28 protein-coding genes are annotated in these 25,555 nt (G+C 46.6%); 13 read left to right on the top strand and 15 right to left on the bottom strand.

The genetic code is table 11. The annotated features are described in order from the left end of the window. Positions 1–66 precede the first annotated feature (66 nt). The 4 genes from HU147_RS06025 (at position 67) to HU147_RS06010 (ending at position 5,848) form a co-directional block, all read left to right on the top strand. Entirely contained in the window at positions 67–1,617 is a 1,551-nt protein-coding gene (locus HU147_RS06025; RefSeq protein ID WP_224075398.1) for an AbgT family transporter, read from the top strand. A 12-nt stretch (positions 1,618–1,629) separates the two neighbouring features. Next, positions 1,630–2,838: a metal-dependent hydrolase family protein gene (locus HU147_RS06020; RefSeq protein WP_224075397.1), complete on the top strand. Its 1,209-nt coding sequence runs from the start codon at positions 1,630–1,632 to the stop codon at positions 2,836–2,838. Next, positions 2,801–4,018, top strand: a complete 1,218-nt coding sequence (locus tag HU147_RS06015; RefSeq protein WP_224075396.1) for a M20 metallopeptidase family protein — start codon at positions 2,801–2,803, stop codon at positions 4,016–4,018. The genes HU147_RS06020 and HU147_RS06015 overlap by 38 nt, the downstream gene beginning before the upstream one ends. Positions 4,019–4,126: 108 nt before the next feature. Beyond that, positions 4,127–5,848, top strand: a complete 1,722-nt coding sequence (locus HU147_RS06010) for a GAF domain-containing protein (protein WP_224075395.1) — start codon at positions 4,127–4,129, stop codon at positions 5,846–5,848. Positions 5,849–5,913: 65 nt separating this feature from the next. Here HU147_RS06010 and HU147_RS06005 read toward each other — a convergent pair whose 3' ends face one another. From HU147_RS06005 to HU147_RS05990, 4 genes are all read right to left on the bottom strand, one after another. Further along, positions 5,914–7,449 carry a solute symporter family protein gene (locus tag HU147_RS06005; RefSeq protein ID WP_224075394.1) on the bottom strand — a complete coding sequence of 512 codons (1,536 nt, stop codon included), beginning with the start codon at positions 7,447–7,449 and terminating at the stop codon, positions 5,914–5,916. Further along, positions 7,446–7,838 (bottom strand): DUF485 domain-containing protein, encoded by a 393-nt coding sequence (locus HU147_RS06000; protein ID WP_224075393.1) that lies wholly within the window; start codon positions 7,836–7,838, stop codon positions 7,446–7,448. Before HU147_RS06000 ends, HU147_RS06005 begins: the two co-directional genes overlap by 4 nt. Before the next feature lie 199 nt (positions 7,839–8,037). Further along, positions 8,038–9,462, bottom strand: coding sequence for an anion permease (locus HU147_RS05995; protein ID WP_224075392.1), 1,425 nt, complete (start codon positions 9,460–9,462; stop codon positions 8,038–8,040). A gap of 44 nt (positions 9,463–9,506) precedes the next feature. Beyond that, positions 9,507–10,502 (bottom strand): S8 family peptidase, encoded by a 996-nt coding sequence (locus HU147_RS05990; protein WP_224075391.1) that lies wholly within the window; start codon positions 10,500–10,502, stop codon positions 9,507–9,509. A 185-nt stretch (positions 10,503–10,687) separates the two neighbouring features. Between HU147_RS05990 and HU147_RS05985 the strand changes: the two genes are divergently transcribed. Further along, on the top strand, positions 10,688–11,755 hold the full coding sequence (locus tag HU147_RS05985) for a saccharopine dehydrogenase family protein (protein WP_224075390.1): 1,068 nt from the start codon (positions 10,688–10,690) through the stop codon (positions 11,753–11,755). A 28-nt stretch (positions 11,756–11,783) separates the two neighbouring features. On the opposite strand, the gene HU147_RS05980 is transcribed toward HU147_RS05985, so the two are convergent. The 3 genes from HU147_RS05980 to HU147_RS05970 form a co-directional block, all read right to left on the bottom strand. Then, a complete protein-coding gene (locus tag HU147_RS05980) occupies positions 11,784–12,533 on the bottom strand; it encodes an ABC transporter permease (RefSeq protein ID WP_224075389.1) in 750 nt (249 codons plus the stop codon). Continuing rightward, entirely contained in the window at positions 12,530–13,261 is a 732-nt protein-coding gene (locus HU147_RS05975; protein WP_224075388.1) for an ABC transporter ATP-binding protein, read from the bottom strand. The genes HU147_RS05980 and HU147_RS05975 overlap by 4 nt, the downstream gene beginning before the upstream one ends. A gap of 62 nt (positions 13,262–13,323) precedes the next feature. Further along, positions 13,324–13,821, bottom strand: coding sequence for a ferritin (locus HU147_RS05970; protein ID WP_224075387.1), 498 nt, complete (start codon positions 13,819–13,821; stop codon positions 13,324–13,326). A 276-nt stretch (positions 13,822–14,097) separates the two neighbouring features. Between HU147_RS05970 and HU147_RS05965 the strand changes: the two genes are divergently transcribed. Genes HU147_RS05965 through HU147_RS05955 form a run of 3 tightly spaced genes read left to right on the top strand, consistent with a single transcriptional unit; the run spans position 14,098 to position 16,517 of the window. Next, positions 14,098–14,859, top strand: a complete 762-nt coding sequence (locus HU147_RS05965) for a GTP cyclohydrolase II (protein ID WP_224075386.1) — start codon at positions 14,098–14,100, stop codon at positions 14,857–14,859. Beyond that, positions 14,846–15,961 (top strand): bifunctional diaminohydroxyphosphoribosylaminopyrimidine deaminase/5-amino-6-(5-phosphoribosylamino)uracil reductase RibD, encoded by a 1,116-nt coding sequence (gene ribD, locus HU147_RS05960; protein ID WP_224075385.1) that lies wholly within the window; start codon positions 14,846–14,848, stop codon positions 15,959–15,961. Before HU147_RS05965 ends, ribD begins: the two co-directional genes overlap by 14 nt. Continuing rightward, complete coding sequence (locus tag HU147_RS05955; RefSeq protein ID WP_224075384.1) at positions 15,945–16,517, top strand: 5' nucleotidase, NT5C type; 573 nt, start codon at positions 15,945–15,947, stop codon at positions 16,515–16,517. The genes ribD and HU147_RS05955 overlap by 17 nt, the downstream gene beginning before the upstream one ends. Before the next feature lie 86 nt (positions 16,518–16,603). On the opposite strand, the gene HU147_RS05950 is transcribed toward HU147_RS05955, so the two are convergent. The 3 genes from HU147_RS05950 to HU147_RS05940 all read right to left on the bottom strand — a co-directional run bounded on the left by HU147_RS05950 (position 16,604) and on the right by HU147_RS05940 (position 17,513). Next, entirely contained in the window at positions 16,604–16,969 is a 366-nt protein-coding gene (locus HU147_RS05950; RefSeq protein WP_224075383.1) for a nuclear transport factor 2 family protein, read from the bottom strand. Positions 16,970–16,971: 2 nt separating this feature from the next. Then, complete coding sequence (locus HU147_RS05945; RefSeq protein WP_224075382.1) at positions 16,972–17,145, bottom strand: hypothetical protein; 174 nt, start codon at positions 17,143–17,145, stop codon at positions 16,972–16,974. Positions 17,146–17,207: 62 nt separating this feature from the next. Continuing rightward, positions 17,208–17,513, bottom strand: a complete 306-nt coding sequence (locus HU147_RS05940; RefSeq protein ID WP_224075381.1) for a hypothetical protein — start codon at positions 17,511–17,513, stop codon at positions 17,208–17,210. Positions 17,514–17,657: 144 nt separating this feature from the next. On the opposite strand from HU147_RS05940, the gene HU147_RS05935 reads away from it, so the two are divergent. Next, positions 17,658–18,395: a YwaF family protein gene (locus HU147_RS05935; protein WP_224075380.1), complete on the top strand. Its 738-nt coding sequence runs from the start codon at positions 17,658–17,660 to the stop codon at positions 18,393–18,395. Between the two features lie 16 nt (positions 18,396–18,411). On the opposite strand, the gene HU147_RS05930 is transcribed toward HU147_RS05935, so the two are convergent. The 3 genes from HU147_RS05930 to HU147_RS05920 all read right to left on the bottom strand — a co-directional run bounded on the left by HU147_RS05930 (position 18,412) and on the right by HU147_RS05920 (position 21,587). Continuing rightward, positions 18,412–19,323 carry an NAD(P)/FAD-dependent oxidoreductase gene (locus HU147_RS05930; protein ID WP_224075379.1) on the bottom strand — a complete coding sequence of 304 codons (912 nt, stop codon included), beginning with the start codon at positions 19,321–19,323 and terminating at the stop codon, positions 18,412–18,414. Positions 19,324–19,459: 136 nt separating this feature from the next. Next, positions 19,460–20,569: a histidinol-phosphate transaminase gene (hisC, locus tag HU147_RS05925; RefSeq protein WP_224075378.1), complete on the bottom strand. Its 1,110-nt coding sequence runs from the start codon at positions 20,567–20,569 to the stop codon at positions 19,460–19,462. A gap of 151 nt (positions 20,570–20,720) precedes the next feature. Beyond that, complete coding sequence (locus tag HU147_RS05920) at positions 20,721–21,587, bottom strand: DMT family transporter (RefSeq protein WP_224075377.1); 867 nt, start codon at positions 21,585–21,587, stop codon at positions 20,721–20,723. 147 nt (positions 21,588–21,734) lie between these two features. Here HU147_RS05920 and HU147_RS05915 point away from each other — a divergent pair, with 147 nt between their 5' ends. Further along, positions 21,735–22,472 carry a SurA N-terminal domain-containing protein gene (locus HU147_RS05915; protein ID WP_224075376.1) on the top strand — a complete coding sequence of 246 codons (738 nt, stop codon included), beginning with the start codon at positions 21,735–21,737 and terminating at the stop codon, positions 22,470–22,472. A gap of 47 nt (positions 22,473–22,519) precedes the next feature. Here the strand turns inward: HU147_RS05915 and HU147_RS05910 are convergent, their stop codons facing one another. After that, on the bottom strand, positions 22,520–22,798 hold the full coding sequence (locus tag HU147_RS05910; protein WP_036802785.1) for a DUF6509 family protein: 279 nt from the start codon (positions 22,796–22,798) through the stop codon (positions 22,520–22,522). Between the two features lie 135 nt (positions 22,799–22,933). On the opposite strand from HU147_RS05910, the gene HU147_RS05905 reads away from it, so the two are divergent. Both HU147_RS05905 and HU147_RS05900 read left to right on the top strand, forming a co-directional pair. Next, positions 22,934–23,581 (top strand): SDR family oxidoreductase, encoded by a 648-nt coding sequence (locus tag HU147_RS05905; protein ID WP_224075375.1) that lies wholly within the window; start codon positions 22,934–22,936, stop codon positions 23,579–23,581. A 91-nt stretch (positions 23,582–23,672) separates the two neighbouring features. Then, positions 23,673–24,056: a nucleotide excision repair endonuclease gene (locus tag HU147_RS05900; protein WP_036802782.1), complete on the top strand. Its 384-nt coding sequence runs from the start codon at positions 23,673–23,675 to the stop codon at positions 24,054–24,056. Between the two features lie 46 nt (positions 24,057–24,102). Here HU147_RS05900 and HU147_RS05895 read toward each other — a convergent pair whose 3' ends face one another. After that, positions 24,103–24,519: a GNAT family N-acetyltransferase gene (locus tag HU147_RS05895; RefSeq protein ID WP_224075374.1), complete on the bottom strand. Its 417-nt coding sequence runs from the start codon at positions 24,517–24,519 to the stop codon at positions 24,103–24,105. A 144-nt stretch (positions 24,520–24,663) separates the two neighbouring features. On the opposite strand from HU147_RS05895, the gene HU147_RS05890 reads away from it, so the two are divergent. Further along, positions 24,664–25,518, top strand: a complete 855-nt coding sequence (locus tag HU147_RS05890; RefSeq protein ID WP_224075373.1) for a dimethylarginine dimethylaminohydrolase family protein — start codon at positions 24,664–24,666, stop codon at positions 25,516–25,518. The last annotated feature ends 37 nt before the right edge of the window (positions 25,519–25,555 follow it).

The following is a 25,555-nucleotide window of genomic DNA, read 5'->3' as shown; positions in this document are numbered from 1 at the left end:
TTCCTATATAGTTTAATCGAATAAAGTAATAATATTTTAACAATTCAAACTAAAGGGAGTGAATACATGAGCAAGATTGTAGAAGCTAATGCAGCCAATGGCAAAGCAGAAAAACCAAGCTTGTTTCAAAAGTTGTTAAACAAAGTAGAAATTTACGGAAACAAACTTCCGGACCCGGTAACACTGTTCGCCGCCTTTACTCTCATCATTTTAGTTGCTTCTGCCATTTTTTCATCTCTTGGTGTTAAGTCGGTACACCCTGGGACAGGCGAAGAAATCCAAGTCGTCAATTTGCTCAACGGCGCTGGCATCCGGTCCATTGTTGAAACCTTGGTTCCGAATTTTACGGGCTTCCCCCCTCTCGGACTCGTGCTTGTCGTTATGCTTGGCGTAGGCCTTGCGGAATCGACCGGCCTTGTAACGACGTTTATGAAAACGACGATTTTAAATGCTCCGGCAAAAATTATTTTGCCGACTATTTTATTGATTGCAGTTCTTGGAAATACAGCTGCTGATGCAGCGCAAGTTGTGTTGCCTCCAATCGCCGCCATGATTTTTGCTGCACTCGGGCGCAATCCAATTGCCGGCCTGATTGCCGGTTATGCCACAGTTACCGGTGCCTTCAGCGCCAACTTGCTTGTCAGCATGCTCGATCCGTTATTGTCCGGATTTACGCAAGCAGGCGCCAACCTGATTGATCCAAATTACGTTGCGAATCCTGCTATCAACTGGTATTTCATGATCGCTTCCACATTCGTGATTATTCCGGTAGCGATGTTTGTAACGACAAAAATTACAGAACCCCGCTTAGGCGCCTATACAGGCACGGTTGAAAAACTGGAAAAAGCGACGCCGGAAGAAAAGCGCGGCCTCCTGTGGGCAGCTATTGCTCTTGCACTTTACACAGTCGTCATCTTGTTACTCGTTCTTCCGGAAAATGCGATTTTGCGCAACCAGGAAACGGGCGGCGTCATTGTTTCTCCGTTTATGACCGGCATTGTGCCAATCATGCTGTTTGCTTTCTTGTTGCCTGCTCTTGCCTACGGATTTGGTGCAAAAGTCTTAAAAAGCGATAAAGACGTTGCCGAACATTTAACAAAAGCAATGTCCGGAATGGGCGGCTATATCGTTTTGGCGTTCGTTGCTGCTCAAATGATTGCATTCTTCGGCATGAGCAACCTAGGTCCGATCATTGCCATCGAAGGCGCGGGATTCTTGAAAGGCATCGGATTTGAAGGGCTGCCGCTTATCCTGGGCTTTATCGCGATAGCCGCTTTGATCAACTTGCTGATTGCCAGCGCTTCTGCCAAATGGGCGCTCCTTGCACCGGTATTTGTGCCGATGTTCATGCTTCTTGGCTACGACCCGGCGGTTACGCAAGTGGCTTACCGCATTGCAGACTCCATTACCAACCCAATTACACCGATGCTTGCTTACTTTGCCATCTTGCTGACATTCGCGAAAAAATACGACAAGAATATCGGGATGGGGACCTTGCTTGCTTCCCTTCTGCCATATTCCATCGCGTTTGCGATTTTCTGGATTATCTTGTTCGTTATCTGGTTCTTGCTCGGCCTTCCGCTCGGACCTGGCGGCGGAATTCATTTGCCACAATAAGGAGGAATTTTTATGACTTTAAAATGGGAAAATATCACGTTATACACCGGTACTGGAGAAAAACTGACGCAATCCGCCATCGTAGTTGAAGGTGGGAAAATCGTTGCAACGGGGCAAGAAGCTGTCCAAATGGCAGCTTCTGAAACCATCGATGGGCAAGGCAAAACTATTTTGCCCGGATTATTCGATATGCATATTCACCTCGGGATGGACGGCGTTGCCGATCCATTTGCGGAAATGGCGAAAGAAACGCAAGCCTCTTCCGCTTACCGCCATCAGGCAAATGCAGTAAAGCAATTGCAGTCAGGGGTCACTAGCGTAAGAAATCTCGGATCGAAATGGCATGTCGACCTTGCTTACCGAAATGCTGTCAACGCCGGCCTTCTTACCGGGCCTACTGTTTACGGTTCTGGCCAGCCCATTGTTATGACCGGCGGCCACGGCTACCCGATGGCATCAGAAGCAGACGGTGAAGATGAAGTCCGAAAGGCTGCACGCCAAACCTTAAAACAAGGGGCAGACGTCTTGAAGCTGATGGCGACAGGCGGCGTCATGACGCCAGGCGTTGACCCCGGTTCTCCGCAGCTGTCAGAAAAAGAAATGCGGGCAGCGGTCGAAGAAGCCTTGCATGCAGGAAAAACAACCGCTTCCCACGCACAAGGGACTCAAGGCATCCAGAATGCGGTACGTGCCGGCATCACGACGATTGAGCATGGCATTTTCCTGGATGACGAAACGATTGAGCTGATGATCGAATACGGCACTGTCCTGGTGCCGACGCTTGCCGCACCTTATTATATTGTGCAAAATGCTGATTCCGGCGCTATCCCGCCGCATGCAGTCAAAAAAGCCATTTTCTGTCTGGATGCCCATCAGGAAAGTTTCCGCAAAGCGGTCAAAGCCGGCGTAAAAATTGCGGCTGGTACAGATGCCGGGACTCCGTTCAATCTGCACGGCGACTTTGCAAAAGAATTGGAATTGATGCATGAATGCGGTATGCCGATCCGGGACATCATCACATCCGCGACTTATCAGGCGGCCAGCGCCTTGAACGTCCAAGACCAAACCGGTTCGCTGAAAAAAGGAAAAGTTGCTGACTTTATCGTTCTTTCAGAAGATCCGGAAGACAATATTTCAGCATTCCGCAGCGTTGATGCTGTTTATAAAGGAGGAACTCTCGTCCATGGCCATTCAAACAGAGAATCTGTCTATACAAAATAAAGGCTTGGAAGAAGTTTGTACAGAGTTGGACACGTTGTTTCCAAGCATGGTGGCGATACGCCGCCATTTGCACCAGCATCCTGAACTGTCCCATCAGGAAGTGGCAACACCGAAATACATTGCGGATTATTACCGGGAGCTCGGCCTTGAAGTGCGCGAAGGCGTTGGCGGACGCGGTGTTGTGGCAAAGTTCGAAGCGCAAGATCCGCTTAAAACCATTGCATTCCGCGCTGATTTTGATGCGTTGCCGATTCAAGACCAAAAAGAAGTTCCGTATAAATCCACCGTGCCGAATGTGATGCACGCCTGCGGACACGATGGACATACGGCAGCACTAATGGTTTTTGCCAAAAGTTTGGTGAACCATGCTGAACATATCCGCCAGAATGTGGTTTTCATTCATCAGTTTGGCGAAGAAGAATATCCGGGAGGCGCCCAGGCGATGATCGAGGACGGCTGCCTCGACGGAGTAGATGCCGTTTACGGCTGCCACCTTCAAAGCACCATGCCGGCAGGCGTCATTTTCTATAAAGAAGGTTTCATCCAGGCAGCGGTCGATACGTTCACCATTACAATTAACGGCAAAGGCGGTCACGGGGCGATTCCGCACGAAACGGTCGACCCGATCGTTACTGCTTCCCATATTGTTACCGCTCTTCAGAGCATTGTCAGCCGCAACACAGATCCTTTAAAGCAATTGGTGATTTCAGTCGGTTCCATCAATAGCGGCAAAGCGAACAACGTCATACCGACAGAAGCGGTGATGACCGGAACCATCCGTTCTTATGAACCGGAAGTGCGCGCGCTGGCTGCGGAGCGCTTGGCCGGCATTGCGACCCAAGTGGCTCAGGCACTGGGCGCACAGGCAGAAGTGGTGATTGATAAAGGCTATGATGCCCTCTGGAACCACCCGGAAGAAACACAGCTTGCCAAGCGGGCCATCGAACGGGTATTGGGTGCAGAAGCTGTCGCCGAAACCCCTTCTGTCATGCCGGGCGAAGATTTTTCCTACTATACACAAAGTGTCCCAGGAAGCTTTATTTTTGCGGGTGCCCAGCGCGAGAACGAACAGGAAGTGTACCCTCACCATCACGCCATGTTCGATTTTGACGAAAAAGCGATGTTAAGCACCGCTAAGTCTTTCGCCGCTATTTTGTTCGAATACGACAAAACCGAATAAATGGAAATAAAAGCGATTCTTTTAGGAATCGCTTTTTATTTTTTGAATTTTTTATTTTTAATTCGCTTCGATGTGTTAAAATGGTTTGAAAAAAAGGAGGGTGATCGAATGCCCCGGCTCCTGCAGAAAACCTTTTCCCATTCCCAGATGGAAGCTTTGATCAAAGTAGCCGAAGCGGTTAACTCCACGCTCAATTTGAATGAATTGTTTCAACTTACCTTAAAAGAATCCATTCAAGCCATACCGGATGCCGATGGCGGTGTCTTGTTTTTATATGACGAAGAAATCCAAAAGCTTGTTTGCCTTTCTTATGTGAATTTCACCCGTGCAGTCGAAAACATCAGCCTGGATGCGAATGAATCGTTTACCGGAAAATGTTTTTCGACCCGTGAACCCGTCCTCATCAATTCTCCTCAAGGCCTCCCTGTCGAAACAGAAACGATGACGGCACGGAACCGCCAATTGCTTGAAGAATCCATTGCCCAGCATAAGGGGCAAAATGCATTGCGCGCCATGTGCGTACCGTTGATTACAGAAAACGACGAGTGCATTGGCGTCATTACACTCAACGGCTTTGCTGATGGCGGCACGTTTACCGACAAAGATTTGCGGCTTCTTCAAGCCATTGCCGGACAAGCAGCCATCGCTTTATCCAAAGCCCGCCTCCATGAAGACTTAAAAAAGAAAAACGAAGAGTTTGAACAGATTATCAGCTATCAGCAGCAATTGCTGTTGAAAATGAACGATGGGGTCGGTTTAAGCGATATGCTCAAGCAACTGTCCATCCAAATTCAAAAACCGATATCGCTGTTGACCATTTACGGAGAATATTTGCAAATGGGCAATCAACCGGAAGGCTTGGAAGTACAGGAGTTTCCTATCCGAAGCGGACGTTTGCTCCTCGGCAAACTTTTTGTTTTAACAGGACCGGATGAAAAAATTACGGATACCGATCTTTACTTTATCCGGCAAAGCATTTTATATTTCACGTTAGAAATCAACCGGGAAGCGGCACTTCGCGAAGCGGAACACCGCTTTAAAGCTGAATTGATGGACGATTTGCTGAACGGCATGCTGACAGAGAACTTCATCAAACGCGCCAAGCGGCTTGGCTTGGATATCGACAATCACTTTCTGCCGGTTGCTGTAGAAGCCTCAGTTTCCGCACATGACAATACCATGGCTGATTTATTGTACAAAAGAGAGCTCACGCATCTGTTCCAAGTGGAAGTGAACCAACGCTTTCCTGGGAGCCTGGTGGTCCAAAAACAGCAGCATTATATTTTTCTGCTTTCCACACGCAAAGGCACCGCAAAAGATGTACAGTTTGAAAAAATAAAGCGTCTGGCTGCAGAATTGCAGAACTTTATCGACCAACAGCAACTGGAAGCCCGTTTGAAGTTCGGCGTCGGCCCATGCGTGCATAGCATCGAGGATCTGCCTTCTTCCATCGAAGATTCATTGAAAGTCCTTCGGTTCATGCGGACTACCCGGATGAAAGAAAATGTGGTCAATAGCCAGTCTCTTGGTTTTGAGAGCCTTTTAATTGCCAATGAAGACAAAGACATCAATGCTTTTGTATCAGCAACTCTTGGCCCTGTGATGGAGCATGACCGTGGAAAAGAAGCTGAATTGCTGAAGACCTTGATGGTTTATACGCAATTTATCCAGCATCCCGGACAAGCCGCCAAGGAATTGCACATCCATTTGAACACCTTGCATTACCGGCTAAAAAAAATTGCCGACTTGCTTCATGCCGACCTGCAAAATCCAGACGATTTACTGAATCTTCAACTGGCGTGCAAGTTGCTGAGAAATTTGGAAAACTGACAGGCACAGCAAAAAACCGGCTCCCCAGAATCAGGGAGCCGGTTTTTAAATTTTCCTCATAAAAATCACAACTGTCTGAATCCGCCTGTGTTGGCACGGACTTTGACTTCAGCATATTTTTTAACATCGCTTTCTTTAGATAAAAGCGTTCCGATGACTCCGCCGATAAACCCAAGCGGGATAGAAACAATCGCCGGATTGGTCAATGGGAAAATCGGATTTCCGGTTATAATGGCTGCGCCAGCTTCCGGATTCATTACACTCGGGCTGATTGACACCAGAATCAAAGCAGAAATCAGACCTGTAAAGATGGCGGAAACTGCTCCGGTTGTATTGAACTTTTTCCAGAAAATCGTGTAGACGATTACCGGCAAATTGGCACTTGCGGCAATACAGAACGCCAGAGATACCAAGAAGGCAACGTTTAAACTTTGGGCAAAAATCGCCAATGTGATCGACAGAACTGCTACTCCAACGGATGCATAGCGGGCAGCCAGCATTTGCTGGCGCTCTGTCGCTTTTCCTTTTTTGATGATTTGGCCGTAAATATCATGGGCAAAAGCAGACGCCCCCGATAATACCAAGCCGGCTACAACCGCCAGGATGGTTGCAAAAGCCACCGCGGAAATGAACGACATCAAAATGTCGCCGCCTAACGCCTGGGCAAGCAACGGTGCAGCCATATTGCCGGCAGCATTTGTGCTGATGATGGTTTCAGATCCAACAAACGCTGCAGCGCCAAATCCAAGGAAAATAGTCATGACGTAGAAAATCCCGACAATCCAAGTGGCCCACATCACAGAACTTCTCGCGGTTTTAGCATCTCTAACCGTGAAGAAACGCATCAAGATGTGCGGAAGCCCTGCTGTACCCAGCACTAACGCAAGCATCAAGGAAATCGTATCCAGTGGGATTTTGTATCTTACGCCTGGATTTAAGAAAGCTTCTCCGTGAGGCGTCGCCGTTTTTACTTGGGCGAACATCTCCAGGATGCTGAAGTCAAAACGCTGCAGCACCAGGAAAGATAAGATGACTGTACCGACCATCAATAGGACAGCTTTGATAATTTGAACCCAGCTGGTTGCTGTCATACCGCCGAACAAGACATAGATGGTCATCATAATTCCAACAAGCAGGACCGCCCATAAATAATCGATCCCAAACAGCAATTGAATAAGTGCACCTGCTCCTACAAGTTGGGCGATCATATAGAAGATAACGATTGTGATGGAACTTAACGCTGCCGCACCGCGGACTTTTTTCGCATTAAAGCGGGCATTGATCATATCCGCCAATGTAAATTTCCCAAGGTTTCGGAGAGGTTCTGCGACAACAAACAGAACTACTAGATACGCGACTAAATACCCGATAGAGAATAGGAAGCCGTCAAATCCGAATAACGCTATTGAACCTGCAATTCCTAAAAACGAAGCCGCAGAAAGGTAATCCCCGGCAATGGCCATTCCGTTTTGCCAGCCTGTCAAGCCGCCGCCCGCCGTGTAAAAATCACTCGTCGTATTCGTCCGTTTTGCCGCAAAATAAGTAATGACAAGGGTCATGGCCACGATGACTAAAAAGATAATAATTACTGTAGCATTCATCGATTTTCCTCCTTGTCATAATTGAATTCAACTAATGTATCCCGAGCCATTTCATCAAATTTCGCCGCCCGCTTCATGTAAACGGTTACAAGAATCCAGGTCATCGCAAACAATCCGAAAGCGAATACCCAAACCCAAGAGATGTCTCCGATGAATGTCGCGTCTAATAGATTCGTATATGAAATAATGACATTAAACAGAAGATACAATCCTAAAAATAAGACCGTCGTCGGAATCAAAAAAGCTTTTTTCTTGCGCATTAATTCTCTGAATCCTGCTGATTCTTCAATTGCCTGAAAATCTGGAATATGCCCTTCCGGCCTTTCCTCCCTAACAGCATTTTGCCGATGTGCAACATTTTTCTCACTGCCAGCTATCGTCTTCGCCAAATTCAACACCCCTTTGAATTTACATTTTTCTGAATCTAAAAATAATTAAAACATTTAAGTGGAGGTGCGTCAATAAAAGATATCCATAAAGTGGTATAAAGTCCTGTTTTTTGGACACTCTTTTTTACAAAAAGAACCTTTATCTCTTTTCACCAGAGACAAAGGTTCTTGATTTTTATTCAATTGGAATTTTGTCCATTTACCAGAGTCCAAGCACTTTCCACCAGAGTCCGCCGGCACCGAACCATACGATAATGTGAATGATGGAAATGATAAACCCGAGCATCCACCATTTTTGCTGGCTGACATAGCCGCTTCCGAAAAAGACTGGTGCCGGACCGGCTCCATAATGCGTCAAACAGCTGAACAAGTTTGAGAAAAATGCAAGAATCAGGGCCGACAGTAGCGGCGGCGCGCCTGAAGCCACAATAACAGATAGGAAAGCCGCATACATCGCGCTGACATGTGCGGTATTGCTGGCAAAAAAGTAATGCGAATAAAAATAAACAATTGCAAGGATCACCAAGGTTAATATCCATGGCAGTTGGCCGACGGCATTCCCCATCAGCTCGCTGAACCATGGAATCATGCCTAATTCATTCAAATAGGTGGCCATCATGACGAGAACCGCAAACCATACGAGCGTATCCCAGGCACCTTGCTCTTTTTTAATATCCGACCAGGTCAGCACTCCGCTGAGCAGCAACACGCAAAGACCGATAAAAGCACTGGTCGTCGCATCGATGCCAAAGTTTCCACCAAAAATCCAAAGAGCCAAAAGAAGCACGAATACCCCGATCATATAGCGCTCTTCTTTTTTCAGCGGACCCATTTCCTTCAACTTCTCTGTGGCAATCGAAGAAGCTTCCGGTGTTTCCTTTAATTCGGGTGGGTACAGTTTATAGATTACAAAAGGTATCAGTGCCAGGCTGATAAGTCCCGGCACCAGTGCCGCAAGCGCCCAGCCGCCCCAGGTAATGGTCTCACCGGTGATTTCCTGGGTAATCTGGACAGCCAGCGGGTTCGCTGCCATTGCCGTTACAAACATGGCCGAGGTGATCATATCTCCTTGAAAAGAGACTTTGACCAAAAAAGCTCCGACGCGCCGTTCTGTCCCATCTCCCACTCTCGATCCGTATGTTTCTGAAAGCGAACGGATAATCGGAAAAATGATTCCGCCAGCCCGGGCTGTATTGGAAGGCATTGCCGGGGCCAGTATCAAGTCACTAAGCAACATCGAATAAGACAGCCCCAGCGTTTTCTTGCCGAACAAACGGACAAAAATATAGGAAATCCGTGTTCCCAAACCGGTCTTGATAAATCCCCGGGAAATGAAAAAAGCAATGACAATCAGCCAAATTGTCGTGTTTTGGAATCCGCTCAACGCCTGTTCCAAGGTCAGGATGTTCGTTAAGACAATAAGGGTCAGCGCAATGATGGCGGTACTTCCCATAGGCACCGGTTTAATCACCAATGCCACAATCGTCGCTACAAAAATACTGAACAAATGCCACGCATCCGTCTCCAGTCCGGAAGGTGCAGGAATGAACCATAAAACCAAACCCAAGACTATACAAAGCAAAAGCGATTTCCAATTCACTTCTCCTTTTTTTTCAGCAGCCATTCTTCTCCTCCTTTCCGGAAACATCACCTGCCTTTAGCAGAACTTCATTCGTTTTCCCATTTTCCCGAACGGTTAAACGAATTCATCAACTCAATCATACGCTCGAAATTATTTAATGCATCCAAGGCAAGCAGCCCGTTTCCTTCCGCTGATTTCGGATAGCCAAGCGGTACGGTACGTCGCACCAATTGAGCGTACAGTTCCGCTTCGGTCAACTTTCTTGCAAACTCTTTTTCCGCTATATTTTTCACCAACGCTAACGCTCCCGTTACGTGAGGCGTTGCCATCGAAGTACCGGATAATGTGGCATATTTGCCGTCAAGGTACGTCGAGTAAATGCGGACTCCTGGAGCAACCAGGTCAATTTCGTCATTGGTATTGCTAAACGGCGCCATCTTTCGGTTAAAATCGACCGCCCCTACTTGAATCACTTCTGCATAGGCTCCGGGATAAGCCGTTTCGTCAGTGGACGGGCTGTCGTCGCCCTCATTGCCTGCTGCACAAACGACAGGTATGCCGGCATCCACGGCACGTTTCACCGCAGCCTGCAGTTCAGGCACATCATCCGGACCACCAAGCGACATCGAAATTACACTGGTCTTTTCCCCGTTTGGACCTTGCCAGTCAATTGCGTAATGGATGCCATCGATGATGCCGGCGTAATCTCCGCTGCCTTCGCCGTTCAATACTTTCAGAATCAGCAATTTCGCAGACGGCGCTACTCCGGCAATACCGCCTTCCGGCCGTAAAGATGCGGCAGCCGTTCCTGCTACGTGGGTGCCATGGCCATTGTTGTCGTCAAAATTCTTTGGATCGCTGCCATAATCCGGCGTGAAATTTTTGCCGTCAATAATCCGGTCTTTCAAATCCGGATGGTCGCTTTGGCAACCCGTATCCAAAATAGCCAGGACATTGCCACTGCCATGCTCTGCTTCTTCCCACACAGCCGGCGCCTGGATCATTTCTATACCCGGTGGAATCTGTACTGCTGCGGCAGTAATTTCTTCAACCCAATAAGGAATTAAATGGACATTATTCATCATTAGTCCCCCTTTTTAAAAGACGCTTTTGTGATTAGATTGCCCCTTTTCGATTGTTCAGAAACATTAATCGAAAAGCTCGCAATTTTGCTGAAGAAGTGGCACGATATTGTCTAATCCTATTTAGACGGCAGCGACGTTAAACACGACTGGAAAACCAACACTCATTACAAGGAGGAAATCAGATGGAGAAAAAGTGGATGATTTATGGAGCCTATGGCTATACAGGAGAATTGATTGCACGCGAAGCAGCAAAGCGCGGATTGAAGCCGGTTCTTGCCGGACGGAATTTGCAGAAGCTTGAACCCTTGGCAACTGAACTGAACCTTGAGATGCGCAGCTTTCCAATAGACGATCATACAGCAAACCATCTTTCGGACATCGATGCTGTGCTGCACTGCGCCGGTCCCTTCAGCAAAACGAGCGCCTTGATGATTGAAGCCTGCCTTTCTGCCAAAGCCCATTACATGGACATCACCGGAGAAATCCCTGTCTTCGAACGGACCCATTCCCGGCATGAACGGGCAAAAGAGGCGGGCGTGGTTCTTTGCTCAGGTGTCGGTTTCGATGTCATTCCAACGGATTGCACGGCCTTGAAACTTAAAGAACTGATGCCTGACGCCACTTATCTGGCACTCGGATTTGATTCGGATTCTGGCATTTCCAGAGGGACTTATAAAACCATGATCCAAGGGCTGGGCACCGGCAGTGCGGAACGCCGGAACGGAAAACTGACTGCAGTGCCCATCGGCAGCCAGCGCCGAACAATCGATTTTGGGCGCGGCAAGCGGACGGCTATGGGAATTCCTTGGGGGGATGTGGCAACTGCGTACTACACCACGGAAATTCCGAACATCACTACTTGGATCCCGTTTCCAAAACCGCTTGCTGCTGGTACCGGATTAATGAAGGCCTTGCAGCCGCTGCTCGCTTCTTCCCGCGTGCAAGATACGCTGTCAAATTGGGTGGAAAAGCGCGTTAGCGGACCCGACGAAGCTCTCCGTTCCAACTCACCCGCTTATATTTGGGGAGAAGCCAAGAATGATGCTGGAATCGTCAAGGTCGTACGTATTCAAACAGCCAATGTATACGATCTCACAGTTTACGGTGCTCTTGCTTCTGTAAACGGGGTGCTGGCTGGAAATTTTTCAGGAGGCAGCTACACGCCTTCCCAATTATTCGGTTCTGGATTCCTTGAAACATTGCCGGGATCTGGAAAATTCGAAGTCGATACTTTTTATCCCGCTCTTTAAAACAAAAAAGCTGCCCTCTGTGGACAGCTCAGCTCTTCATCAATTGCATGCGTTTGTTGAATAAGGTTGGATACGATAAAAATCCGAGCAGAATGCTAGTGACTGCAGCGGTTGTCAATAACAGGAACATAATCAGCAATTGGAATTGAACTGCCTGAATCGGGTCTGCTCCCGCAATGATCTGCCCGCTCATCATACCGGGCAATTGAACAAGTCCCACCGTTTTCTGGCTTTCGATCGTCGGAATCATACTGGCTTTGATCGACTGGATTAATTGCCGGTGGATGGCCTGTTTCGGCGTTCCGCCAAGCGACAGGATCAACTCGGTCTGATCCTGATGCGCTTCCACTTCCGCAGTGAACCGGTTCAGGAACAAAATGGACAGCACCATCGAATTGCCGATGACCATCCCGCTGATCGGGATGATGTACTGTGCAGTCGCCGGTGTGATATTGAAGCCGATCAAAATGCCTTGCGTCAACACTTCCACAAACACTAAGGTTGCAGCAACCTTGACGACAATGCCTTGAATAGCGGCTCCCTTTTTCTGCGCATTATGCGTCGCTGCGACAATCATCAGCGTGACCATCAAGAAGATGTAGATCAGGCTATCTGACTCAAAGACGAATTTCAGTACATAGCCGACTGCAAGCAATTGGATAATGGACCGGACCGTTGCGACGAGCGTGTCTTTTTCAAGGCCCAGGTTGAACGTTTTTGATAAAACCAGCGGAATCAATACAAAAATCAAAGTTAAGGACAAAGCAAAATAACTCATCCGGCTTCCCCCCTTACAAACCGTTTAACTTTGTCATTCGCCGGATTGACCAGCAATTCGCTTTCACCGGTTTCAATCACTTCACCGGCCATCATAACCCACGTGTAGTCGCCGATCTCCATGGCTTGCTGCAGGTTGTGGGTGATCCAAATAATCGTGGTGCCGTATTTTTGGTTGATTTTCACAATCAGCTCTTCTATTTCCTTTAAAGAAGTCCGGTCCAATGAAGAAGTGATTTCATCCAGCAGCAGCACTTCCGGTTTGTTGACCAGGGTACGGGCGATGGAAACTTTCTGGCGCTGCCCGCCCGATAAATCTTTTACATTGCGGCGGATAAGGTCTGCCTCAAGCCCGACATCATGCAGCAACGCCAATGCCTCTTGTTCCGGCAGTTTCTTCCCTTGCAGCTCCAGCGGCAAATCCAAATTGTCATAAACCGTGCCGCTGATCATTGGGGCACTTTGCAAAGCCATTCCGATAAGGCGGCGAAGCTCGACCGGTTCAATATTGTCAATCGGCTGATCTTTCACATAAATTTCTCCCGTATCCGGCGACAGCAAACCGTTGCATAATTTTAATAGCGTCGTTTTCCCTGCTCCAGATGGACCCACCAACGTGGTGATTTTGCCTGCCGGAAAGGATCCTGTAATTTCCTTTAATATATGGGTATCGCCTGCAGAATAACTCACATGATTGAAATGGACAGCAGGTTTATATTGAATTGGCACTCTTTTCACTTCCTTTTAAAAACAAAACAGCACACAGTCAGCCGTGTGCTGCTTTAAGCTAATTAATTTTCCAATCTGCGTTCTGCGAAGTCGTCGTTCATTTTCAAGAAATATTCTCCGCCTTCTTCAATATGGGCCATTCGTGCAATAATATCGCGGAACATTTTTTCTTCTTCCATTTGTTCTTCGATAAACCAATCCAGGAACGATAAAGTGGAATGTTCCTGCAGCTCGTCTGCAAGTGTAACCAGTGCATAGATATTGCTTGTTACATCTTTCTCCTGCGCCAATGAACTTTGAAGAACGTCCATGGCATTTACATAATCATTTTTAGGTTCCGCCAATGCTTGAAGCACCGGTTTTTCGTCCATCGTCACAAGGTAATCGTAAAATTTCATCGCATGTTGGTGTTCTTCACGGGATTGAATCAAATAGAAATTGGCGAATCCATGATACCCTTTTTTCGAAAAGTACGCCGCCATTGCGGTATAGGCATGAGAAGCTTGTAATTCATTATTGAATTGGTCATTTAATGCCATCGTTAATTTTTGTGGTAACATGAGAAATCCCTCCGTTTTCTTATTTATAATCATTCTAATGTAGACACTATACCATACCCCATAATCCATTGCAAAACACATGAGAAAATAATTTTTAATTGAGAATTAAAATCAAATAAATTCCCGTCCTCAAACTTGCAATTGATAATAATTATTATCTAGAGGATAATTAGTAAGAGAATGCTGAACTTTCGAATCAATTACTTACTATTAGTAACCAATTGTAGTATAATAACTTCATGATTTAAATAGACTCTTCAAACAGGGGGAATTACAATGACACCAATCAAACTTGAACCAAAAGTGTTCGATGTGCTAAAAGATAAAATTGACTTGATTCAAATGGGCAATGAAGCAATTTATGTTGTCGGCCCCATCCGGCTGCCAGTGAATTTACACGGAGAAACCGTTGTGTTCCAGTGGTATTGCTGGTTGAAACAAGACGAAGTGACGAGCGATTATGAAACCATCATTGAAAAGCTGTCTTCTGCCAATCTGGCCGAATATCAGCAATCAAGCGTATTGGTATATGGTGATTTTGAAAACAGCGAAGACGCGTTGATCCGCATGCACTCTATTTGCCATACAGGCGATATTTTCGGCAGTAAACGCTGTGACTGTGGATTCCAATTAAAGCAGTCGATGCAGCAGATTGCTGACCACGGATCAGGCGCCTTATTCTACTTGGCGAACCACGAAGGCCGTGGAATCGGATTGTTCAGCAAAGCCATGGCATATGTGCTTCAGGAAAATGGTTATGATACCGTCGAAGCCAATGAAAGCCTCGGCTTTGTCGACGATTCCCGCAATTACGACGATGCAATTGCCGTATTGAAATCGCTGCGCACTAAACCGGTAACGTTAATGACAAACAATCCAAAAAAGATTTCGGCTTTAGAAAATTCAGACCTTGAAATTGCTGGCCGCATTTCGTTGTGGGGAGACGAATCGGAGTACAACGCCAAGTACCTGCAAACCAAGATCAATCGTTCGGGCCATTTGGGAGATAAGGAGGACGCTGTTCATGCCAAACCATGAATTTTATATGGACTTGGCCTTGAATAATGCAAAAACCATGAAAGGCCAGACAGACCCAAACCCGCTTGTCGGTTCGGTCATCGTCAATGACAATCGCATTGTCGGCATCGGCGCCCACTTGAAAGCCGGCGAGCCCCATGCTGAGATTCACGCGCTCCGGATGGCCGGCGAAGCTGCACGCGGCGGAACGATTTATGTCACATTGGAGCCTTGCTCTCACCATGGGCGCACCGGCCCTTGTGCACTCGCTATCATTGAAGCCGGTCTGAAAAAAGTTGTGGTTGCCACACTGGACCCTAATCCGATTGTTGCCGGGAACGGTGTCAAGATGCTTGAGGAAGCCGGCATTGAAGTCATCGTTGGCATCCGGCAAGAAGAATCTCGGAAAATGAACGAAGTCTTTAATAAATTCATTGTGACTCAACAGCCGTTTGTGACTTTGAAAGCAGCTTCTACTTTAGACGGCAAAATCGCTTCGCATACGCTGGACAGCAAATGGATCACTTCGGAAGATGCACGCCGGGATGTCCACATGCTGCGCAGTGAAAACCGGGCCATTTTAGTAGGTGTCGGTACCGTGATTGCGGACGATCCGGAATTGACTTCTCGGATTCCAAACGGACGCCATCCGCTCCGCATTGTCCTGGATTCCAAGCTGCGGATTCCTTTGGATGCCAAAGTCGTAACAGATAATTTGGCAGATACGTGGATTTTCACCAGCAAGCAGCACGATGCTGAAAAACGCGCCCGCCTCGAAGCATTAGGCATTACTATTATTGAGACCAGCGGAGAACAGCGCACCGATATCCCGGATGTCGTCCGCATCCTTGGAGAGAGATCCATCTCTTCCCTGTTTATCGAAGGCGGCGGAACCATCAATGCCGCATTTCTGGAAAACGGCTTGATCGATAAAGTAGTGTTGTATTTTGCACCGAAATTAATCGGGGGCAAAAACGCCCCGACTTTCCTGGAAGGTTCCGGGTTCGAGCTGATGAAGCAAGCGGTGGAACTGGAAGACGGGGAGTTTTTGAAAATCGGGAAAGACTTCAGGTTTACTGGGTATCCCGTGAAAAAGGAGTTTAGCGATGAGATTCGGATTTGATATTGACGATACCTTGATCAACTTGCGTGAATACGCTTTTCAGTTGTACCAGCAAAAACTGGGACGTGAAGTGGCCATTGACCTGTTCCATGCCCTTGACCGCGTGGAAATCCATGAACTTTTTGGCATGTCCGACAAAGAAGGGTCGGACATGTGGAACAGTGTTTTGGATGAACTGTATTACACCGACTGCCCTACTTACCCGGGCGCTGTTGAACTGCTTCAGCAGCTGGACCGGGAAGGCCATGAAATCTTCTACATAACGGCCCGTCCGGCCAAACATGGGGAGAACACGAAAATTTGGCTGAAACAACAAGGCTTTCCGGTGCATGATGACCGATTTTACTGCGGCATGAAAGATGCAGAAAAAGTGCACATCATCGAGGAGCTGCAGCTCGATTACTATTTTGACGACAAACCGGCAGTGGTTGATACCTTGTCCCATGGTTCGCTGAAAGTAATGGTGAAAGACCAGTCCTATAATCGCCACGTGGAATTGCCGCGCATTAAACAATGGGCGGATTTGCAGGAATTGATTCAGAAAGAAATTAAATAATTTTATCAGCCCGGCCAACAAATTGGCCGGTTTTTTCATACAAATATAAAAAGTGATTCCTATTTACAGAAATCACTTTCCTTCACTTAAACTTTGTCTTCATCTTTTAAGCCACTGTCCCCAAATGCATCATCCAGCGTATCAAATCTCGAAATCCGTACCACTTTGCCGTTCTTAATCTCCATAAATGTGAACACGGTCACTTGGCCGTTTTGGTCTTCCCAGGTGCCTTCTTGTTCAAAAACCACTTTATTGCCTTTTGCATAGCGAGTGACAGTATTTAAACGAATGCCGGATTCCTCCGCCCACTGCCTTAATGTATCATGCCCGACGGCCGAACCTCTGGGGCCCATCAATTCGATGTTGTGGTCTGACAGTTCCAGCATGCCTTCAATATCTTTCGCATTGACTTTATCCACCCATTCATCTGCAACGTTAATGGTTTCTGTCATGTTCATTCGCTCCCTTCATAAGGCAATTTTTCAAAAACGACCAATGCGAGTGTAGCAAGAGGGCCCATTAAAAGAGACAATAAAAACCAGTTGAGCCCGCTTCGATTTTTCCCTTGTGCAATGCCTGCGTTAATCAATGCCAGTGTCCCCCAACCGATTGCGTAGTCATTCCCCATTAAGCAGCCCCCTTTTTTCTAAATTTTAACACAAAAGAAGACAAGCGATGAGCCTGTCTTCTTCAGTAGTTGGAATTTTTTAATTTTTTAAAAGTTGTCACGAATTGGCCGGGGTCTTCATACACTTTGTAAGTTATCACACCACGATGCGTATGCAGATACAATAAGTTTGCTTCTTCGGAAAATGATTTATAGGACATATCCCAAACATTCGCCAAATTATACTTCGCGGTAGGCGCCACCAAAGTATCTTCATACAAGTGCAAGTGATACTCCAAGTGCACCAGTTTCATTTCCCCCGCTTCAATTGAACGTTCCGTGTCGATGTAAGCGATGGAAGACAACGAGTTTGCATGATCCACGGACATTCGCCTCCTGACTTGCGATTGAGTCAAGTTTAACTTATGCCCAATCCAATAAGCAAAGATTTCCTCTCAAAAAAGAGCTGCACGAAAGCATAAACAACATGCTACACTTTTCATACATCATCCACTTGAAAAAGGAGGTACAGCATGGAAAATTGGTTTGGGGCGACGTCCACTTCTGCTTTTCAGCCATTCTCTGTTAGCCACTTGGTCATGCTTGCAATTGCAGCAAGCGGATTGGTGTTTTTAATGGCCAGAAAAAAACAGCTTCGCGAATCCTCTTCTTTTTTCTTGCAGCTGCGCTGGACTTTGTTTATCCTTCTTTTCGTTTCTGAAATCTCTTATCAAACCTGGGCCATCTCCAGCGGTGTTTGGCGCTTCAGCGGACATATCCCTCTCCATTTATGCGGAATCGCTTCTGTCACAGCGCTAATCGGCCTTGTGACTCTGCGTCCATTCTGGATTCAAGTGTCTTTTTTCATCGGCGTCTTTCCAGCTTTGTTAACCTTAATTACTCCTGAATTGCCGTATGATTACCAGCATTTCCGTTTTTGGAAATTCTTCATCCATCACATGTCCATCCCCTGGGCTTGTTTGTTTTTAGCTCTTTGGAAACCTTCAGCCATCACGTTCCGCTCCGTGTTCCTGGTATACAGCTTGCTTGTTCTGTATGCCCTGCTTATTGGATTGATGATCAATCCGCTTACCGGCTCCAATTATTTATATTTGTCTCAATTGCCTCAAGCCACTACGCCTTTAAGTTTTTTCGGAAATGGAATCTGGTACTACCTTAATCTTGGCATGGCAGCACTGCTGTTATTTCTGGGCCAATATTGGCTATGGAAAAAATTTTTCATCCGGCCACCTAAAAAAGCTGTCCAATAGAGACAGCTTTCCTTTTTCAATCCTCAGAATCGAAATATTCGTTTGTCAAATCGCCGTTTACACCGATTGCTGCTGCGCTTCCTTCTCCTGCTGCAATGACTACTTGAGCCGGCACAATCAAAGATGCATCTCCAGCAGCATAGACGTTCCATACATTGGTACGTCCATACTCATCTGTTTTAATGCCGCCGTATTCATTTTCTTCACAGCCCAATTCTTTCCCGAACTGTGCGTTGTGGCTCCATAGAGGTGTGACAAAACCTCCAACTCGGTCAATGAGCGTGCCGTCTTCAAGTCTCACGCTGCGTAATTGTCCATTTTCGCCTTCCAGTCCATCAATGACTTCTTCCCGCACCTGTATGCCTTTGGCAACCAGCCGGTCCCGGTCTTTCAGCTCAAGCCGTCCTTCGCCGTTTGTAAAGACAATCAGGTCCTTGCTCCATGTATAGACTTTTTTCGCCAATTCAAAGACACTTTTGTCGGCAATTACAGCGAGCGGCTGATCGCGCAATTCCCAGCCATCGCAATACGGGCAGCTGAACAATGACGTTCCGTAATACTTTTCAATATCCGGAATATTGGGCTGCTGCTCCCGCAATCCTGTTGCCAGGATGATTTTGATGCTGTGATAGGTTTTTCCTTCTGATGTCGTGATTTCATAATGGGTATCTGAAACGCGGTTAATCGTCATTACCCGTTCTTCTTTTATTTCAACAGAATCGTATTTTGCAATATCTTTGTGTGCCAGGCGCTTGAATTCTTCCGGTTGGATCCCGTCGCGGGTAATGAATCCGTGAGATTCTCTAGTTACCAGATTGCGTCCACTGTCATCATCAAAAAGAATCACATTTCTTCTCGATCGTCCAAGTACTAAAGCAGCATTTAACCCGGCAGGGCCTCCGCCGACAATCACACAGTCGTAGCGCATATGAACTTCATCCTTTGTTTAGTAGGTTTTTCCCTAAACCTTCCCGCTTCACAGGTAGGATAAACGCTTTTCACGGCATCATCCAAGGAATTTCCCATAATAAAAAAACTGCTCCCCATAAGGAAGCAGCTTCATCTTATACCTGTTTCGCCAATAATCCTGTTAACACCTTAATGAAGAATTCGTTTTCTTCCGGCGTTCCGACGGTGACGCGGATATAATCCGGCAGTCCCCACGTTTTTCCGTAGCGCACAATTACGCCGTTCGCCATCAAGGCTTTATAGATTTCTTCGCCTTCCGTCCCTATTTGGACAAGCACAAAATTCGCCATGCTTTCAATATAGTTTAAACCGAGGTCTGTGAATGCGGCATAAAGCTGTTCACGCCCTGCTTTGTTGGCTTCTTGTGAAGCGCGCACGTGTTCATCATCTGAAATCGCAGCAACAGCGGCAGCTTGCGCCAAGGCATTGACGTTAAACGGCTCTTTCACTTTTAAAATCGATTGAATGATTGCTTCCGGAGCAATGCCGAAACCAACGCGAATGCCGGCGATGCCGTAGATTTTTGAGAAGGTCTGAAGAACAAGCACTGGATACTCAGCGTTCACAAATTCAATGCCATTCGTGTATTCTGGTGCATCTGCAAAATGGCTGTATGCGCCGTCAATGACGACTAGCACATCAGATACCGCATTCAGCAACTTTTCAATATCCGTTTTGGAAATGATGGTGCCGGTCGGATTGTTCGGTGTGCAAATATAAATGATCTTTGTTTTTTCCGTAACCGCTGCAATAATAGCCTCTACGTCAAACTGGAAGTTTTCAGCAAATGGCACGGGTACGACAGAAGCTCCCATAATGTGGGCGCCAAAATCATATTCGCTGAAAGAAGGAGAAGGAACGATAACTTCGTCTCCTTGCTCCAAAAACGCTTCGGATACCAGCGTAATCAGTTCGTCTGCGCCGTTTGTCGCAATCACTTGCTGCGGTGTTACCCCGTAAGCAGCAGAGATTGATTGTTTCATCGAAGTAGTATCTGCATCCGGGTAGCGGTTTAATTCAGATAAGCTTGCCTGGATGGCTGCAACCGCTTTTGGAGAAGGACCAAGCGGATTTTCGTTTGAAGCTAACTTAATCACGCGATCCAGACCCAATTCTTCTTGCACTTCCCAGATCGGCTTGCCTGGAGAATACGGTTGAATTGAGTTCAAAGTTTTGCGCGGTTGAATGTTTTTATTGTTTCGCATAGTAGTCCCTCCAACAGGTTTGTTTCAATTGCTTGAATTTTTATTTAAATACATCTTTAACTATACCAGTCATTGCTCCAAATCGGCACCCTAAAATACCGTTTCTGCCGCATCAACCGCTTTTCTTCTCTGCAGCCAGTCTTGCCGCCTGTCACGGCCGCCGGTTTACGAGGTAGATGCTTAAAATGATCAAGACCAGCCCGATTGCTAGTGTAACCGTGACCGGTTCATCCAGAAGTACGGTCCCCGTCAATACTGCGACCAGCGGCACAAGAAAGGTAAAAGCCGCCACTTTACTCGCTTCGCCTTTGTTTATCAGAAAAAAATAAATTACAAAGGCAATTGGTACGCCAAAAGTGGCGCCGAACAAGAGGCCTGTCCAGTAAGGAAAGTTCCAGGTGATGTCGGACCAGCTTTCAACCACACTGCCCCCCGCCAACAGCACGGCCCCTCCAATGATGAACTGCAAAGCTACCATCCACATGGAATCCACTTGCTGGCCCACTTTCTTTACATAAACAACACCCAGCGCCCAACTAAGCGCTGCCAGGAGAGCCATGACGATTCCGGTTATCGAAATGTCCCCGGTTAAGCTGTCCGCACTGATGACCAAAATCCCAAGAAACCCTGTGAGCAATCCGGCTATTTTAAAAGCCGTCATCTTTTCCCCAAGCCACATCCAGGCAAAGATGCCGATCAGCACCGGCTGAAAATAAATCACTACGGAAAACAAACCGCCCGGCAAATATTCAAGCCCGGCCGTTTGCAAGCCGTAAAACAACACTGCATTCAACAAAGCGGAAATCATATAAGCTTTCCAATTTTCTCGCCAGCGGATTTTGCGCCATGCAGGCAGAAGCACAAGCGCCAACAGCAGGCCGCCAAGAAAAGAGCGGGTGCCGGCAAACAAAATCGGCGGCGTGTATTCGAGTGCCAGCTTGTAAATCGACCAACTGACTCCCCATATAATGACCAACAGGGCCAATAACCCAGTCGCCCGGGTAAAGTACTTGCTCATTTCTCTATCCCCTTCAGCAGCTCTTATTCTGAATACCGTTCCATTATACAGAATTGTGCTATTATTTAAACGAGGAACCACAACTATTTGTATCCCATCTGCAAATATGTTTAACTGTAACGAGACTAATCAAAGAGGAGTTTACACATGATTAAAAAAATGAAATACGCTGCGGCACCAATTTTATTGGCATTGGCACTTGGTGCTTGTTCAGACAGCGAAGAAGCAGCACCGAAAGAAGAAACCACAACAGAAGAAACTTCGGCATCTACAGAACAGCCAGCAGAGCAGCAGACAAAACTGAAACTGCCTGCTGAAAAAGATGTAGTGGTCGTTGTTAACGATGAAAAAGTATTGGGCAATGTCTATAACAGCGTGGCTCGCCAGCTGGAATCGTCTCTTGCAACGCAAGGAAAAGATACGGCTGAAGCTGAGAACGCCGATTTGATAAAAGAACAAGCCATTACTGTTATTGTCGGCAATAAGCTGATTTTGCAGGATGCAGACAAAAAAGGGTATAACGCAGAAGATGCCGCGGTTGAAGAACGCCTTGAAGAACTGAAAGGCCAGTTTGAAGATGAAGAAGCGATGAACGCAGCTTTGAAAGAAAACGGCTATACCATGGACGATATGGAAAGCCAGCTCCGCGAACAAATCACTTATGAAAACTATGTCGCTAAGGAAATGAAGCCCGCCGAAGTGACCGATAAAGAAGTACAGGAGGCATATGACGGTTTTGCTGAAACAGCTGGGGAAGAAGCTCCTGCTTTTGAAGAAATGGAACCGACTATTCGCCAGTCTCTTGAACAGCAAAACACACAGCAAGCGGTTTACGATCGCATCGAAGAATTAAAAGAAACAGCAAAAATTGATGTGAAAATCTAAAAAAATCCCGGCTCAATGCAATTGAGCCGGGATTTTTACTAGCATTCTTATAATTTATCTTTGCAAAAAGCCAATACTTCCGCTTCTTCGTCTTCTTCCAACCCAAACTCCAAAACTTCGCGGGACATTTTATCAGCAAAATTATAATGGGCAATCCGTGCGCCATCTCCCTCTACTGCCAAAATAACACGCAGCTCCAAGCCGCCTTCTGTAAACAGCTCATCGTCTTCTTCCACTTCTACATCCAGCAGAAATTCATAGCGTTCGCCCTCGATGATGCCCGTCGGATCTTTTAACTGGTTAAAACCAAAATTTGTAATCTCCATATATACACCTCCATCTTTTCATTTTAGCCTGTTAACAAGGTTTTTGGTAGCTTCGGGTTACAATCCTTGAACGTTTAGTACGGGAAACATCGGGAATAATAACTAAATGGTAAACTTTAAAGGAGTGGAATTTACATGAATGTATTAGTTATCGGAGCAAATGGACAAGTCGGACGCCGGGTTGTCCAGGAATTGGCAGCATCACAGCATGATGCGGTTGCGATGGTCCGCAAACAAGAACAAGTTGATCATTTAAAAGAGCTCGGAGCTGCAAAAGTAGTGCTGGGCGATTTGGAAAAAGACTTCAGCGAAGCTTTTGAAGATGTGGATGCAGTGATTTTCGCAGCCGGTTCCGGCGGTTCAACAGGCCCGGATAAAACCTTGACAATCGATTTGTGGGGTTCTGTAAAAGCGGCGAGATACGCCGAGGACAAAGGCGTAAAACGCTTTGTTCAGTTAAGCTCAATGGGTACGCCGGACCCTGATGAAGGCGGCGAAAAAATGAAGCCTTACCTCGTCGCTAAAAGAGTAGCAGATGATATTTTGCAAGCGACCAATCTCGATTACACGATTATCCGGCCAGGTGCTTTATCCAACGAAGACAAATCCGGCAAAATCGAAGTTTCTTCTGAAGGCTTCACTTCCATGGAAGGCCGTTCGATTCCAAGAGCTGATGTGGCGGCGGTTCTGGTAAAAGCCTTGGATCAGCCAAATACGCATCACAAGATTTTTGAAGTGTTGCAAGGAGACACTCCACTGGAAGAAGAGCTGAACAATTTATAATTTCTTGCCATCCGTTTACATGAAGAGCGAATAGATTTTCGCTCTTTTTTATGTTAAGATAGGCATTACGATAATAGAGGACGTGATAAGCATGATTAATATTCAACCACCTAAAGCCGATATCACCATTACACAGCGCAAACAGGAAATCACAGGCGACGAAGCAGTCATTAAGCCATTATACGGCTTTATCGATTTGCATGAAATCCCGCGCGATAAAGGCGGCATCATTCAATTTTTCAACCACAGCGGTGAATTGTTGTTTGTCGGCAAAGCCCGCAAACTGCGCCAACGTGTGAAAAAGCATTTCGAGGACAACGTATCGCCTTTGAAAAACCACCGCGAAGAAGTTTATCGCATCACGGTTTCGATTGTGGAAGATCCAATGGAACGTGAAATTTACGAAACCTATTTGATCAACGCCCATAAAGCGAAATACAATGTCGACAAAGTATTTTACAAAGACCAGGAATAGTTAAAAAAGACGCCATTTGGGCGTCTTTTTTCATTTCTCTTTAAGCTCACAGGCGCTTCTCGAAAAAGTACTTGCTATGCCCTTTTGGATGGTCTTCTAATACTCCAAACTCCTGGAACCCCTGCTTCTTATAAAAACCGGGTGCCTGGAAACTAAAGGTTTCAACGACCAGCAGGCTGTAGTTTTGGGTTCTTGAGTATTCTTCCATTTGCTTCATCAATTGTTCGGCAATCCGTTGGCCGCGGACTTCAGGATCTACCCAAAGAAAGTCGATATGCATATGTCCCCAGTAAGCCGTGCCTGTCACACCGCCAATGATTTCTCCGTTCTCATCGCGGGCAATAAAGCTGATTCCTTCTTTTGGTGACTTCTGTTCCTCCGGCAAGCTTGCCCCATTGTGCTCAATCACTTTGTTCCGGATAAACTCCCGGTCTTCCTGAACTTCTTGTTTACTAATATGCATATAATCCCTCCTAAACGAAAATATAGACTGCAGCTTTTAAGCATCCGGCTGCCTCTTTGTTGATTGTACTGCATTCTTATGTTTTAAGGGGCCATCCACAAGGGAATAGGTAAATAATTAACTAGGTTTTTTGGAGGAGAAAATATGACGTCTTATGCAAAAGAAGCGCCGTTTGCCTGGTGCAGAAGCGAATACGATACACTTCAGTCGGTCTTGCTATGCCCGCCGCATTACATGGAAATCAAAGAAGTGATCAATGATGTGCAAAAGCGCTATCAAAAAGAAAACATCGATATAGCAAAAGCGACGCAGCAGCACGAACAGTTTGTAAAAGCGCTGCAGGAAAACGGTGTGGCGGTGGAATTGATCCAACCGTCTGAGCAGTTTCCTGAACAGGTCTTTACCCGGGATATCGGTTTTACCGTAGACGATACCGTCTTTATTGGAGAAATGGCCTCCTCTGTCCGGCAAGGCGAAGAAGCGGAGCTGGAAAAATGGCTGAAAGGCCATCAAATCCACTTTGAATCGCTCGGCTGCAGCCGGGTAGAGGGCGGAGATGTCATTATCGACCATGACACCTTGTATGTCGGCATCAGCAGCCGCACTTCCAAAACGGCCATCCAGGAACTGCAGGCAAAACTTCCGCGCTTTAAAGTGGTTCCTATTGCGTTTGATGAAAAATACTTGCACCTTGATTGCGTATTTAATATCCTGTCGCCTACAGAAGCGCTCATCTTCCCGGAAGCATTGGATGCAGAAACAGTAAAAATGCTGGCCAAACGCTACACCCTTTTGAAAGTGAATGCCGAAGAGCAATTTGCGCTCGGCACCAACGTCTTGTCTATTGGAAACCGGCGTGTTTTCAGCCAGCCCCAAAACAAGAAAGTTAATCACCTGTTGAAAAAACATAATTTCAATGTGATCGAAGTGGACTTTTCCGAAATTATTAAATCCGGCGGAGCATTCCGCTGCTGCACAATGCCGCTTATCAGAAAATAACAAAGAGAGGAAGGACCCTACAGGTCCTTCCTCTTTC

It is taken from the genome of Planococcus chinensis (assembly GCF_020071995.1).
Taxonomy (GTDB): Bacteria; Bacillota; Bacilli; order Bacillales_A; family Planococcaceae; genus Planococcus; species Planococcus chinensis_A.
Note: the sequence above shows the minus strand (reverse complement) of the source record. Positions and strands in the feature narration are given on the sequence as shown.